The organism is Flavobacterium pisciphilum, assembly GCF_020905345.1.
In the GTDB taxonomy this organism is placed as follows: Bacteria; Bacteroidota; Bacteroidia; order Flavobacteriales; family Flavobacteriaceae; genus Flavobacterium; species Flavobacterium pisciphilum.
The window spans coordinates 5078102-5093945 of record NZ_JAJJMO010000001.1; the positions used below are offsets into that span (position 1 = coordinate 5078102).

Genomic DNA, 15844 nt, shown 5'->3' on the forward strand with positions numbered 1-15844 from the left:
AATATGAATAAAACTCAATTTTAATAGTTTACTTAATTCGAATGTGTTTTAATTTTGATTTAGGAAAGTATTAATTTTCGAGCTTTTGTGAAAATTTAATTATATTAAAAACAAAAAAGACCATGGGAGTACTTAGATTACAACTACCAACTGACCCAAGATGGGTAAATATTGTAGAGAAAAATATTGAAGAAATATTAACAGATCATGCTTGGTGCGAACAAAAAGCAGCAACAAATGCTATTACAATAATTACTAATAACTCAGAACATCAAGATTTAGTTAAAGATTTATTGGCTTTGGCCAAAGAGGAAATTGACCATTTCGAGCAAGTGCATAATATCATTATTAAAAGAGGCTTAAAATTAGGGCGCGAGCGTAAAGATGATTATGTAAATGAGCTGTATCAATATATGAAGAGAAGCAGTGACGGAAGTCGTGTTTCTAGCTTAGTTGAACGATTATTATTCTCAGCAATGATTGAGGCTAGAAGTTGTGAGCGATTTAAAGTGCTTTCAGAAAATATTAAAGACGAAGAATTAGCTGTTTTTTACAGAGAATTAATGGAGAGTGAAGCAGGACATTACACCACTTTTATTACATATGCAAGAAAATATGGAGTTGGAATTGATGTAGAGAAACGCTGGAGAGAATGGCTTGCCTATGAGGAATCTATAATTGCTAATTACGGAAAAGGAGAAACGATTCACGGGTAGACCCCAGCTTCCAGTCTCAGTCTCAGTTTTCAGTGGCAATTTCAGTAATCAACTAAATATTAGAGGAATTTGATTGTTTGGCAAATTAAGACTACAAAACAATCTAAGTAATCCAACTAATCTAAGTCAGTATAAAAATAATAATAATCTAAAATTATGATTACACTTAAAAAAGCTTCAATAGCCGATATACCTACAATACGAGAAATTGCATTTAAAACTTGGCCTAATACATATGGCGAAATTTTATCTAAAGAACAGCTTGATTATATGCTTGATAAATTTTATGAGCCAGCTCTTTTAGAAGAGAGTATTCATAATGGACATATTTTTACAATGGCTTATGAGGATGATTTTTGTTTGGGTTATGCTGGATATCAACATAATTATTTAGACAAAAATGTTACTCGTTTGAATAAGTTGTACTTACTTCCTGAATCTCAAGGAAAAGGAATGGGCAAAGTATTGATAGAAGCAGTTGAGGCAGCGGCCAAAGAAAAAGGCTCGGATATTGTAACTTTGAATGTAAATCGATTTAATAAAGCGGCTTCTTTTTATAAGAAAATGGGATTTGAAATTGTTGACGAAGCTAATATCGAGCTAGATTTTGGTTACCTAATGGAAGATTTTATTATGGAAAAGAAAGTAAAATAATACTCTACTTTATTAAATCCTTAAATAAATTTTAATTCTGCTTTGGTAATGCCAAAATTGGGAATGTAGCGGAGTTTTAGAAAACTTTTTTGTAATATTACTATATAAATCATTTTTTTTGATGAGAAAGATAAAGTACAAGAAAGGCCGAAAATTACAACCTTATTATTTAGAATATACTGGTCAGCATAAAGACACTCAGTCAGAAATGCAACTTTTTGTTTATGATGATTTTGAAGTGATCGAATATGATAATTTCAATATTTCAGCTTTAAATACGTGTATTGATTACACCAAAAATAATTGGCTTAATATACATGGTTTAAACAATATCGATTTGATTAAATCAATTGGAGGGTATTTTGAAGTAGATGGATTCATGCTCGCTGATATACTTAACACTTCCAAGAGGACTAAATTACAGGAACAACAAGAAATCCTGTTTTTTAATATAAAATCACTTTTACCATCTGAAGTCTCTGACAGCATCAGCGTTGAGCAGATTAGTTTTATAATCAAAGATGGAGTTTTAATTTCTTTTCAAGAAAAACGAAGTGATTTCTTTACTCATATCCGTGAACGTATTAGACAACATGCTGGAATTGTAAGAACTAAAAAAGTGGATTATTTGCTTTATTTATTATTAGATGCAGTAATGGAAAACTTTTATATTACACTTGAGGATGAGGAAGATAAAGTAGAAGAGTTAATTAATATTACCAAAGGAGATACAAATCCAATTATTCTTGAGAAAATAGAAAAGCATAGAGATAATTTTAATTTCTTAAAGCGTTCTATCATACCACTTCGTGATTCTTTGTACGATATTAAAAGTATAAAAGATGACAATACATTTAACGGAATTGAAAAAGAGAATTTCAGCTTTTTTGCACGTTTACACCAAAAGAGCTTAGAACTTCTAGAGCAAATAGAATCAGATATGAGTTCGTTAGAAAGTGCTTCTAATTTTTATTTTTCGGCACAAAGCCATAAGATGAATGAAATCATGAAAACACTAACGATTATTTCAGCAATATTTATTCCGCTTACTTTTATAGTTGGAGTATACGGAATGAACTTTGAAAATATACCAGAACTCAAATATCAATATGGATATTATTCTGTTATGATTGGAATGTTTTTGTTGGTGATTGCATTGATTATTTATTTTAAAAAAAGGAAATGGTTTTAGTAGTAGTGACTGATAATTCATTTTGCTAGTGTTCCAGAATATATTTAAATATAGAGAAAATAATAGTGAATACTATTGACTGCTATATGACAAAAGTCAGTTGCAATAAAAAGGAATTCCTTTAATTTTGTTTCTCAAATTAAAGAGATCTATGGCTAGAATTGTATCTTATTTAAATTAATTTTTCTGAGTACTTAAATGGTGGTTTTAGCCTTTTTTTAATAGTTGAGCATAGGATTTAGATTACTTTTGTAATGTTTTAAAGAATGAATTTATGAGTAAAGCGGTATATATAGCGACAAGCGAACAAAATAGTGGAAAATCCATTGTTACTTTGGGATTGATGAGTATGTTAATGGGAAAAACTGCCAAAGTAGGGTATTTTAGACCCATTATAGAGGATTTTGTCGATGGTGATCGAGACAATCATATTGATACAGTATTGACGCATTTTAACCTTGACATAGCTTTTGAAGATGCATTTGCAATAACCAAAAGCAAATTAATTAAGAAAAAGAATAAAGGTAAAATTGGTGAAGTTCTTGATTTGATTATTGAAAAATATAAACGTCTTGAAGAGCGTTTTGATTTTGTATTGGTTGAAGGAACTAGTTTTACTGGAGAAGGTACTGCTATTGAATTGGATACAAATGTATTAATTGCAAAGAATCTAGGGATTCCTACCATTATTTTAGGAACAGGAGTTGGTAAAACATTAGATGAATTAATTGATAATCTTTCACTTGTTTACAACTCATTTAAAGTAAAAGATGTTGAAGTATTGGCGGTTATTGCTAATAAAGTACAAATTGAGAATGTAGAATTAGTTACTTCAGGATTACAAAAAAGTTTACCAGAAGGAGTATTGGTAAATGCAATTCCTATTATTTCTAGTTTAAATCACCCAACGATGCAAGAAATTGTTAATCATCTTGGGGCTAAAGTTTTATTTGGTGAAGCTTATTTAAACAATCAAACTGGGCATTTTAGTGTTGGGGCTATGCAATTGCATAATTATTTAGTGCATTTAGGAAATAATTCGCTAGTGATAACTCCAGGAGATCGTGCAGATATTATTTTGGGAGCATTGCAAGCAAATGAATCGGCTAATTATCCAACAATTTCAGGAATTGTACTTACAGGAAATATTTTGCCAGAAGAAAGTATTTTGAAACTAATAGAAGGGCTTTCAGCTATTGTTCCAATTATTGCTGTAGAAGAAGGAACATATCATATTACGAATAAAATAGGGGCTATTAAATCACAGATTTATGCTAATAATGGTCATAAGATAGAAACCTCAATTAATACTTTCGAAAAATACGTTGATTTAGATAGTTTGTCTGAAAAGTTAATCACTTTTAAGGCTGAAGGCATGACGCCAAAAATGTTTCAGTACAATATGGTTAAAAGAGCCAAACAGCATCGTAAACATATTGTTTTGCCAGAAGGTAATGATGAGAGAATTATCATGGCAGCTTCAAGATTATTAGATATGGATGTTGTTGATATCTCAATTATTGGAGATAAAAAACAAATAGAAAATAAAGTTGTTGAACTAGGTATTACTTTTGATTTTTCTAAGGTCAATATTATTAACCCTACAGAATCTGATCTTTATGAAGATTATGCAAATACATACTATGAGCTTAGAAAAGCTAAAAATGTAAGTATTACTATGGCAAGAGATTTAATGGAAGACGTTTCTTATTTTGGTACAATGATGGTGTATAAAGGGCACGCTGACGGAATGGTTTCGGGAGCTGCTCATACAACGCAACATACAATATTACCCGCTTTACAGTTTATCAAAACCAAACCTAATTCATCAGTAGTTTCATCAGTATTTTTTATGTGTTTAGAAGATCGAGTTTCGGTATTTGGAGATTGTGCCATAAACCCAAACCCAACTGCTGAACAATTAGCTGAAATTGCAATTTCTTCTGCAGAATCGAGCTTAGCTTTTGGGATTGAACCCAAAATAGCAATGCTTTCATATTCTTCTGGATCATCAGGAAAAGGAGACGAAGTTGAAAAGGTAAGAACTGCAACTGAAATCGTTAAACAAAAACGTCCAGATTTAAAAATAGAAGGACCAATTCAATACGATGCAGCAGTAGATAGAAGTGTTGGGAAAAGTAAAATGCCAGATTCAGAAGTTGCTGGACAAGCAAGCGTACTTATTTTTCCAGACTTAAATACAGGAAATAACACATACAAAGCAGTACAAAGAGAAACAGGTGCATTGGCAATAGGTCCGATGTTACAAGGTTTAAAAAAACCTGTAAATGATTTAAGTCGTGGATGTACTGTTGACGATATTATAAATACAGTTGTTATTACAGCTATTCAAGCACAAGGATTATAAAAATATATACATGAAAATATTAATATTAAATTCAGGAAGTTCTTCTATAAAATACCAATTAATGAAAATGCCAGCTAACGAAGTAATTTGTTCTGGGATGATTGATAGAATTGGACTAGAGAGTTCGAATATAACGTATAAAACAAAGGATGTTTCTTTTGAAGAAACAGTATCAATACAGACACATAAAATTGGATTGCAAAAAGTTGCAAGCCTACTTTTAAATGAAGAAACAGGAGTAATAAAAGCTACTTCAGAAATAGATGCTGTTGGGCATCGTGTGGTTCATGGTGGAAGTTATTTTTCTGATACAACTATTATTACTAATGAAGTAAAGAACAAAGTAAAAGAACTTTCAGAATTAGCTCCATTACATAATCCAGCACATTTAGTTGGGATAAATGTAGCTGAAGAAATTTTTACTACTGCAAAACAAGTAGCAGTTTTTGATACCGCTTTTCATCAAACAATCCCTGTTGAGGCATATAAATATGCTATACCAAATTATCTTTTAACAGAAAATAAAGTGCGAGTTTATGGTTTTCATGGAACAAGTCACAAATATGTTTCTGAGCAAGCAATAGAGTATTTAGAGCGTAAATCTAATATTATCACAATACATCTTGGAAATGGATGTAGTATGACAGCTATTAAAGATGGGAAAAGTATTGATCATACGATGGGATTTTCTCCAGCAAATGGATTGATTATGGGAACACGTGCAGGAGATATAGATCAGTCTGTTATTTTTTACATGATGAAAAATCTAGATTATACTGCTGATGAGGTTAATTCGATTTTATTGAAACAAAGTGGCATGCTTGGACTTACGGGTTATAGTGATTTACGTGATATTGAATCAGAAGCAGAAAAAGGAAATAAAGATTGTCAATTGGCATTGGCAATGAATGCTTATAGAATAAGAAAATATATAGGTTCTTATGCTGCAGTTTTAAATGGCTTAGATGCCATTGTTTTTACAGCTGGAATAGGAGAAAACTCATCGTATATGCGAAAACTAGTATGTACAGATATGGAATATTTTGGAATAGAGTTAGATCAGGACAAAAATCAGATTCGCTCTAAATCCATTCGTGAAATTAATACAGAAACATCTAAAACCAAAATTTTGGTAATTCCTACAGATGAAGAGTTTGAAATTGCAAATCAGGTTTATCATTTGCTTAAAAACTAAATAAAATTAATTATTTTATAAAAAAAGCTTCTCGTTGAGAGGCTTTTTTTATATGAAAAATTGAATAAATGTGATTATATTTGGGCATAAATACCAATATTTTGAAATCAAATCTTCTTAATTTATTTTTCCTCTTTTTTATAACATTTCAAATTCAAGCTCAAGAGTTACTTCCTTTTGTAGAAAATTATAATAAGTCTAATTACGAGGGAGATAACCAAACATGGAGTGTTGCACAAGGGAATGATAATGCAATGTATTTTGCAAACAATCATTATTTGGTGCGTTATAATGGTGTTGTTTGGGAGAAATATACATTGCCAAACAAAACAATCATTCGTTCAATTATGGTTGATGGTGATAAAATCTATTCAGGATCGTATAAAGAATTTGGTTATTGGTATAGAGAAGATGGAAAAATGAAATACGTTTCTATTTCTAAAAATAGGAGGGTATTTGATGAAAATGAAAATGAAGAGGTTTGGAAAATTTTTAAACTGAATGATTTAATTTATTTTCAATCATTCAATCAGATTTTTGTTTACGACGGAAAATCAATCAAAAAAACGAAGCTACCATTTTTAATATCTTATTGCTTTATTATCAATAATCGGTTGCTTATAGCTTCTGTTGAACATGGGGTTTTTGTTGTTAATGGAAACAAATTAAATCCTGTAAAAGGTTGGGGAACTTTAAAAAACAATGTCATTCATGCTATTGAAAAGTATCAGAATAAAATATACATTTTTACACATAAAAAAGGAATTTTTGTAGAAAACAAAGGAAATTTGATTGCTTGGGATAATCCATTAAATGAGGTTTTAAAGAATGCAAATATAAATGTTGCCCGATTTTTAAAAAACAACAAACTTATAATTGGTACAGCTGGAGAAGGTGTCTATATGTTTGATTTTAATGATAATTCTTTTAAAAACATCAATAGGAAAAATGTATTGATGAACAATTCTATTTTGAGTATTGGATTGGATAAAGAAGATGACTTATGGCTAGGTTTGGATAACGGAATAGCTCATATCGAAGTTACATCGCCAGTTTCTATTTTTTATGATAATTCAGGAATTTTAGGATCGGTATATTCAGTTGTAAACATTGATAAAGGATATTTAATGGCATCCAATCATGGTGTTTTTAAATATGCGGATAAAAAACTTTCCTTGATTCCTAATAGTCAAGGACAAGCTTGGAATATAAGTAAAGTAGATAATAGATACTTTATTGGTCATAATGAAGGAACATTCTTGTATGGAAACGGACAGTTTTCTAAGTTAAACACAACAAATGGGGGATGGAATTTAACCAAAAGTAATATTGGTAATTCTTATTTTCAAGCAACTTATAGTGGCGTTGTTGTATATAAAGATATTAATAACCTAGAACAAAAAGTAGTCTTAAAAGGATTAAGAAAGCCTATAAAATACGTCGCTCAAAACAGAAAAAATGAGGTATGGGCGGCTGATAATTATAGAGGTTTATATAGAATTTTATATAACGATAATTATGAAACTACAAAAGTAGAAAATGTTACGCAGCACAGTAAAATTGGAAATGACTTTGGTGTGAAAATATTTGAGTTTAGAAAAGAAATTCTTTTTTTGATAAATAAAACTTGGTACACTTATAATTCGATATCCAATCTTCTGGAAAAGAATGAACTTTTTAATTCTAATTTTAATAATATCACAGATGTGGCAGCTATTGATGAAAATCATTTTATCTTATTGCAAGAAGGGCTTTTATATCATATTTATGCAAATGGTAATAAATTTATATGGAATAGTATTCAAGAGAAATATTATAAAGGAAAAATCATCAATGACAACCTAAATATATTTAAAAGTAAGAACAACTACTTATTGAATTTGGATGATGGTTTTATTTTATTTCAACCCAAAGATATAAATAGCCAAAAATTAGATTTAAAGGTTGAGGCATTCAATGACGAAAACTTAATCGAAAACAATTCTAGTATAAATTATAATTCAGAATTAAGGATAAATGTAATCTCAGGCCTATTTGGTGCAGCTAAGCCAAATTTATTTTATAAAATTAATGATGAGAATAATTTTAGGTCTATAAAAGATGGTTTAATCGTTTTGAATAACTTAAATAGTGGTTCACATGGTATAGAAATTTATAATCATGATGGGCTAAGCTATAGCAAAATTTCGAGTTTTGATTTTCTTGTTGCAAAGCCATGGTATCTTTCCTATTGGATGCTTTTATTGTATTTGTCTTTTATAGCAGGTATTTTGTATATCTATTATAGATGGAATAAGATGCGTTATTTACAAAAACTAGAATTAAGAGAAGAGGAGCTAAGACATCAAAAGGAAATTCTAGAAATGGAATTGAAAGCAGAGAATGATTTGAATAGTCAAGAGTACCAAAAACATATTCTGGAACTTGAATTGCAAACCAAATCATCAGAGGTTGCTGGTAAATCTCTTTCTATCGCTAAACAAAGTGAAATGATTGAAAAGATTCAGAGTATTTTAGATTCTGAAACCGACTTTAATAAACTTAAGAGTGAGATTAAAAAAGCTATAAAAATAAATGCTGTCAATAAACACGAATGGGAAACTTTTGAAAATAACTTAAATCAAATTCACAATGAATTTGTATCAAATCTTTTGCAAAAATATCCTAGTTTAACTTCAAAGGATGTTAAGCTTTGCATTTACTTAAAAATGAATCTTTCTTCAAAAGAGATTGCACCTTTAATGAATATTTCATTTAGAGGAGTAGAACTACATCGTTATCGATTAAGAAAGAAATTGAATCTAGTTCAAGATGAAAACCTTTCTAACTTTTTATTAAATCTATAAAACATCTTATTTTTTTAGAGATAATATATTATTTAACTTTTATTTTTATCAAATTGCAATACATCATTACTACATCAACATGATGTAGAGTGATGTTTTTTATTTTGTGTAAGTGCTTTTAAATCATTAATTTAATGTGGTATTTATGCCTTTTGATGTATTCATGTAGTATTTCTATTTAACGTACTATAACGTTGTAATTATCTAAGTTTGACGAACTAACTTTAACAATTTATTAATATATGAGAAATCTTATTTTTAGCTTATTAGCGCTCATTCTACTTCCAGCGTATATGTCTGGTCAAGTAATTAAAGGTAAGGTTTTGGATTCACAAGGCATGGCAATTCCAGGAGCAATGGTAGTAGCTACAGAATCTAGAACTTCAACTGACACAGATTTTGATGGTAATTTTGAACTTAAGGGCAAAATAGGAGAGCCATTAAAAATTAGCATGGTTGGGTTTGAAGCAGTAACGATAAACTCAACTTCAACTCCTATGAGTATAGTTTTGAAAGAATCTGAAGATACAGCTTTAAAAGAAGTTGTTGTTATTGGATATGGAACAAGAAAGAAAGTTGATAATACTTCGGCTGTAAGTTCAATCAAATCGGAAGAAATTACTAAAATGAAAGTATTGAATGCTTCTCAAGCAATACAAGGTAAAGCAGCTGGGGTTCAGGTTTCAGCTTCAGATGCACCAGGAAGTACACCTTCGATTGTGATTAGAGGTATTGGTACAGCATTAGGAGGAAGAAGTCCTTTATATGTTGTAGATGGTATGCCAACGGAGAATATCAATAATATCAATACAAATGATATTACTTCTTATGAAATTTTGAAAGATGCTTCTGCACTTGCTATCTATGGTACAAGAGGAGCTAATGGTGTAATTATGATTACAACCAAAACAGGAAAAGGAAAACTTACTGTTGAGGTAGAGAGTTTTACAGGTTTTAGAACTCCTTTGAAAAAAGTAAAAATGGCTAGTAGTGAAGAATATGCTCGTTATTCAAATCCTACTTACCTAAAAGACTATCCAGATGGAAGATTTTCGGCTAATCAGCCTTATAATACAAATTGGTTAGATGAAATTACTAGAACAGGATCATACACTCAAAATAATCTTGCTATTTCAGGGGCTTCAGAGAATATAAAATACTTTTTTAGTGTAGGTAATTATGAAGAAAAAGGTATTTTGAATGGAACGGAATATGGACGTACAACTATTAGAAATAATAATGAATTTAAAATTTCTGATAGACTTAAATTAACTCAAAATTTTAGTGTAAGTACTATAAAAAATACACCTAAACCTTTAAGTGCATTTTCTTCAGCTTATAGACAATCTCCTATAGTTCCAGTACGTTTCCCTAGTGGAAAATATGGAGTTGCATTTGATTCAAATGGAGTTGCTTCAGAGAGCGGAAAGTCATTTAATAATGTTGGAAATCCAGTAGCTCAGTTAGATTATAATAATGAGAAACAGCAAAGTATTATTTTGCAAGGAGGGTTAAAATTAGATTATGAAATTAGTAAATCATTAAAATTTACTTCTCAATTTAACGGAGAATCATATTCTTACAAGCAATATAATTATGTTGATAATGTAGCTATTTGGTTAGCGGCAGAACCTTCTCGTGTAGAGTCAGGGTATCCTTCAAGTTTAAATAAAAATACATTAACAAGAACTAGAGAGGATTATTTTAATTGGAACTTATCGAATTACTTAACATATAACAAGGTTTTTGGTAACATTCATGATATTGAGGTTACTGCTGGTATGGAATCTAATGTGATAGGAAGTAGAGAGAAGTTAACAATTGATAGAAAGAATGTAGATCCAAATTCTAATTATTGGTCTATAAAAGGGATTAATTCTGCTAGTTCAATAACAGGTTATAAAGATGAAGCTTCTAATGAAAGAAGATTAGCATCTTATTTTGGACGTTTCCAATACAAATTAATGGACAGGTATTTACTTACTGGTACTGTAAGACGTGATGGATCATCTCAATTTGCTAAAGACAAACGTTGGGGAACATTTCCTTCAGTTGGTTTAGGATGGGTAGTATCTAAAGAAAGTTTCTTAAGTAATGTAGAAACAATTAATTTATTAAAATTAAGAGGTTCTTGGGGTAGATTAGGAAATCAAAATGTACCACTTAATTCACAGTCATTCACTTCAGGAGTAGATGTACCTGGTTTTGGTTCTGGTATAACAATTAATTCACAAGTAGATCCTAATTTGTCTTGGGAAATTGTAGAAGAGCTTTCAGCAGGTTTTGACTTTGAAATATTAAACAATAGATTAAAAGGATCTTTTGATTTGTATGATAAGAATACAACAAATGCAATTTTGAATGTTTTACCATATGCGACTTCAGGATTAAATTTATCTACACCTATACACGTTGGAGAAGTATCTAATAAAGGATATGAAATTGCATTGCGTTGGGATGACAAAATAAATGATAATTTGAGCTATTGGGTAGGTGGTAACTTTTCTCATAATAAAAACAAACTTGCAAGTCTTTCAAATCCTCTAATTGCTGCTACTACTGGTGGAGATTTAGGGAATGGTGAAAATGTTAAGTATCTTGATTATAGTTCAATAGGAAGACCTTTGGGAAGTTTTTATATGTATGAATATGCAGGTATTGACCCAGCAAATGGTGATATGTTGTATTATAAGGCAGATGGAAGCAAGGTTAAACAACAATTATTAGACGAAAGACTTGATAAAAAATATGTAGGTTCAGTATTACCAAAAATTAATTACGGTATTAGTTTAGGATTGAATTATAAAAATATTGATTTTTCTGTTGACGGTTATGGTACAGGAGGAGCAAAAGTATACAATGGTAAAAAAGCACAACGATTTGGAGGAGATAATATTGAGTCTTCTTTAACTAATAATTTTTGGACACCAACAAATACAACAGCTTCAAATCCAGCACCTTTTAATCAGATTCCAAAAGCTTCGACTTATTACCTAGAATCAGCAGATTTCTTTAGAATCAACAACATTACTTTAGGATATAAACTTCCTCTAAAAGAGGATCAGTTTATTAGTTTTTGTAGATTATATGTAAATGCAATTAATCCGTTTATTACACAAAAATTCTCAGGTTTTTCACCTGATGTTGTAGGAGATGGTAACCCAGTTAGTGGTAATCAAGGGGTAGAGTTAGATGCTTACCCATCATTGAGATCATTTGTTATAGGCGCTAATTTAAAATTTTAATAATATGAAAAGATTATATATATCAATATTTGTACTTTCTGGATTATTCTTTTCTGGATGCGCAAATGATTTTCTAGATGTAGATCAAACTGAGACACTTCCAGATGATCCAAGTCTAATAAATAATGATGAAGGAGCTAAAAGTTTAGTGACAGCAATCTACAATCAATTTTTAAGCTGGGATATGTCATCTTTTGGTTGGATTGCAGTATCAAGTATCATTTCAGATGATGCAGATAAAGGTTCAGATCCTGGAGATACAGGAGTAGACAAAGATATTATCGATGGATTAACTTATAATGCTTCAACTCCATCATTCCAATCTGTTTGGAATGCTAATTATGTAGGGATAAATAGATGTAATCAAGCTTTGTTATTTTTTCCAAAGTTAGATAAAGTAACACCAGCTTTGAAAACTAGATTAGAAGGTGAAGCTAAGTTCATGAGAGCTTTTATGTACTTTACTTTAGTAAAAGGATATGGAGGGGTGCCTATTATTGATCATCCACCAATTCCAGGTTCAGATGCAGACAGAACAATGCAATTGACACGTAGATCAGCAGCAGAAGTGTATGCCTTTATTGAAAAAGACTTAAATGATGCAATAACAAATTTACCTGATAGATCAACTTACGGACCAGAAGATAAAGCTCGAGTTTCTAAAGGTTCTGCTTATGCTTTATTAGCAAAAGTAAATCTATATCAAAAAAATTGGCAAAAAGTTATTGATAATTGCGATAAAGTAACAGGATATAGCCTAGTTTCAGATTATGCTTCTATGTATAAAAAAGAAGGAGAATTTGGATCAGAATCTATTTTTGAAATTAATGGAGTAGGATCTACTTCTAGTCCAGGATTCGGAATTGCTAATTATACTGCTTCACAATCTCCACGTGGTACAGGTGGATGGGGTTGGGGTTTCAATACACCATCTGAAGGATTAGCAAAAGCTTATGAAGTTGGAGATGTTAGAAAAAATGCAACTATTATTTTTAGAGGGTCTACATTGTATGATGGTAGAGTAATTCCTGCTACTGTAGCTAACGCCATGTATAACTATAAAGCATATTCATCTGATTTCTATAACCAAGAGTTTACAGATACCAATCTTAGATATTTAAGATATGCTGAAGTTTTATTAATGAAAGCTGAGGCGCTAAACGAAGTAGGGCAAACAGCAACAGCTATTCCTTTATTAAATCAAGTTCGTCAAAGAGCAGGGTTAGGTATTACACCAGCTGTATCTCAAGATGATGTTAGAAAAGCAATCTGGAAAGAAAGAAGAGTAGAGTTGGCTTTTGAGCATGATAGATGGTTTGACCTTGTAAGAACTGGTCAAGCAGAAGCAGCTATGGCAGCAGATGGAAAAACTTTTATTGTAGGAAAACATGAATTATTTCCTATTCCAAATTCATTCTTAAGAGAGGCATCAGGTCTTTCACAACAAAACCCAGGAGGTTACTAAAAAATAGAATACCAAAAATCACTTCCTTCAACTCTGGAGGAAGTGATTATTTATTAATTGCATAAATTTTTATAATGATTAGAATTTCAGTTTTATTAATCTCTTTTGCTTTTTTTGGTTGCGGTTCTAATGCTGACAAATCAAAAGATAGTGCAACAGTGACTTCAGAAGTTGTAAAACTAACGGATGAAGAGCTTGTTGAAGTAGTGCAAAAACAAACTTTTAAATATTTTTGGGATTATGCCGAACCAAATTCGGGCTTGGCGAGAGAGCGTTATCATCCTGATGGGGTTTATCCCGAAAATGATGCTAATGTTGTTACAACCGGAGGTTCTGGTTTTGGATTAATGGCGATAGTGTCTGGAATGTCAAGAGGATACATTACAAAGAAAGAAGGTGTTGATAGACTTAATAAAATTGCTGATTTCTTGGACAAAGCTGACCGTTTTCACGGAGCTTGGTCACATTGGATAGATGGAAATACAGGAAAAGTAAAGCCGTTTGGAACTAAAGATAATGGAGGAGATTTAGTTGAGACTTCATTTTTGGTTAGTGGAATGATTACAGTTCGTGAATATTTAAAAAATGGTTCAGATACTGAAAAAGCAGTTGCTAAAAAATATGACGCACTTTGGAAAGGTGTAGATTGGAAATGGTATACTAATAACAAAAATGTATTGTATTGGCATTGGTCGCCTACCTACGATTGGCAAATGAACTTTCCTCTAGAAGGATATAATGAATGTTTGATTACTTATATATTGGCAGCAGCTTCGCCAACACACCCAATTACACCGAAAGAATACCACGAAGGTTGGGCAAGAAACGGAGGAATAGTTTCGACTAAATCGAAATATAACATTCCTCTGGTTTTAAAGCACAATGGAGCCGAAGAATATGGAGGTCCTTTATTTTGGGCACATTATTCTTATGTTGGACTAGATCCAAATCAGTTAACCGATAAGTATGCTAACTATTGGGATTTAAATGTAAATCACGTAAAAATTGATTATGAGTACTGTGTAGAGAATCCTAAGAAATATAAAGGATATGGCCCAGATTATTGGGGACTAACAGCATCATATTCTAGAAACTCAGATGGAACTACAGGTTACAATGCACATATGCCAAGTAACGATGTAGGAGTTATTGCTCCAACAGCAGCAATAAGCTCAATTGTTTATACACCAAAAGAGTCTATTGCGGTAATGCGTAATTTATATGAAAATCACAAAAAAGATGCTTGGGGAGTAGCTGGATTTTATGATGCAAGTAGCCTACAATATGGATGGACAGCTCAACGCTATTTGGCGATAGATCAAGGCCCAGAAGTAGTAATGATAGAAAACTATCGTACAGGTTTATTATGGGAATTATTCATGAATGCTCCAGAAGTAAAACAAGGGTTAATAAACTTGGGTTTTCACTCAGGTAAATACGGATTCTAGAACAGCCTTACAATGAAGTATAAATTAGCAGTGACAGCTCTATTGTTTTCAATCATTTCTTTTGCTCAAACAATTGTAAATGGGAATATGAAAACCGAAATCATTCAAAAACATGAACTAGGGTACGCATTGCATATTCCAGCAAGTATAAAAGAGAAAAAACCATTGCTAATTTTTCTTCATGGTTCAGGCGAAAAGGGAACCGATATTGAAAAAGTAAAAATTCACGGTCCATTTAAGTATTTAAAAGATCACAAACTAGATGCATATGTTCTTGCTCCACAATGCCCGGAGAATGAAGAATGGGATGCAGAAGTTTTATACCGATTGATTTTAAAAATCCAGAAAGAGAATAATATCGATTCAGATCGAATTTATGTTACTGGGCTAAGTTTAGGAGGTTGGGGAACATGGAATCTAGCTTTTGCACATCCAGATATGTTTGCAGCAATTGTGCCTATTTCAGGATTTGTAGATTTAATTCAGTTAGAACAAACCTGTAAAATAGCAAAGATTCCAACACGAATTTTTCACGGATTAATGGATGATGTCGTGAATATAGATTATGCGATTACAATTTATAAGGAATTAAAAAAATGTAATAGCAATGTAGAATTGACCATTTTTGATGATGCAGGTCATGATAGTTGGTCGAGAGTATATGACAACCAGCAAATTTATGACTGGATGTTCAAACAAGTAAGAAATAAATAAA

10 protein-coding genes are annotated in these 15844 nt (G+C 31.2%); all 10 read left to right on the forward strand.

Annotation, left to right across the window (positions count from 1 at the left end; translation table 11 throughout):
* Positions 1 to 122 precede the first annotated feature (122 nt).
* The 10 genes from LNQ49_RS21645 (at position 123) to LNQ49_RS21690 (ending at position 15843) form a co-directional block, all read left to right on the forward strand.
* Positions 123 to 716 carry a MiaE family protein gene (locus LNQ49_RS21645; protein ID WP_229991021.1) on the forward strand — a complete coding sequence of 198 codons (594 nt, stop codon included), beginning with the start codon at positions 123 to 125 and terminating at the stop codon, positions 714 to 716.
* Between the two features lie 156 nt (positions 717 to 872).
* Positions 873 to 1370, forward strand: a complete 498-nt coding sequence (locus LNQ49_RS21650; protein ID WP_229991022.1) for a GNAT family N-acetyltransferase — start codon at positions 873 to 875, stop codon at positions 1368 to 1370.
* Between the two features lie 121 nt (positions 1371 to 1491).
* On the forward strand, positions 1492 to 2562 hold the full coding sequence (corA, locus tag LNQ49_RS21655) for a magnesium/cobalt transporter CorA (RefSeq protein ID WP_229991023.1): 1071 nt from the start codon (positions 1492 to 1494) through the stop codon (positions 2560 to 2562).
* A 274-nt stretch (positions 2563 to 2836) separates the two neighbouring features.
* Complete coding sequence (gene pta / locus LNQ49_RS21660; protein WP_229991024.1) at positions 2837 to 4930, forward strand: phosphate acetyltransferase; 2094 nt, start codon at positions 2837 to 2839, stop codon at positions 4928 to 4930.
* A 10-nt stretch (positions 4931 to 4940) separates the two neighbouring features.
* Positions 4941 to 6125: an acetate/propionate family kinase gene (locus LNQ49_RS21665; RefSeq protein WP_229991025.1), complete on the forward strand. Its 1185-nt coding sequence runs from the start codon at positions 4941 to 4943 to the stop codon at positions 6123 to 6125.
* A 101-nt stretch (positions 6126 to 6226) separates the two neighbouring features.
* Positions 6227 to 8971, forward strand: coding sequence for a helix-turn-helix and ligand-binding sensor domain-containing protein (locus LNQ49_RS21670; RefSeq protein ID WP_229991026.1), 2745 nt, complete (start codon positions 6227 to 6229; stop codon positions 8969 to 8971).
* Positions 8972 to 9213: 242 nt separating this feature from the next.
* Positions 9214 to 12216, forward strand: coding sequence for a SusC/RagA family TonB-linked outer membrane protein (locus LNQ49_RS21675; protein WP_229991027.1), 3003 nt, complete (start codon positions 9214 to 9216; stop codon positions 12214 to 12216).
* Between the two features lie 4 nt (positions 12217 to 12220).
* Positions 12221 to 13681, forward strand: a complete 1461-nt coding sequence (locus LNQ49_RS21680) for a RagB/SusD family nutrient uptake outer membrane protein (RefSeq protein ID WP_229991028.1) — start codon at positions 12221 to 12223, stop codon at positions 13679 to 13681.
* A gap of 74 nt (positions 13682 to 13755) precedes the next feature.
* Entirely contained in the window at positions 13756 to 15129 is a 1374-nt protein-coding gene (locus LNQ49_RS21685) for a glucoamylase family protein (RefSeq protein ID WP_229991029.1), read from the forward strand.
* Between the two features lie 12 nt (positions 15130 to 15141).
* Positions 15142 to 15843, forward strand: a complete 702-nt coding sequence (locus LNQ49_RS21690) for a carboxylesterase family protein (RefSeq protein ID WP_229991030.1) — start codon at positions 15142 to 15144, stop codon at positions 15841 to 15843.
* Position 15844: the final 1 nt, after the last annotated feature.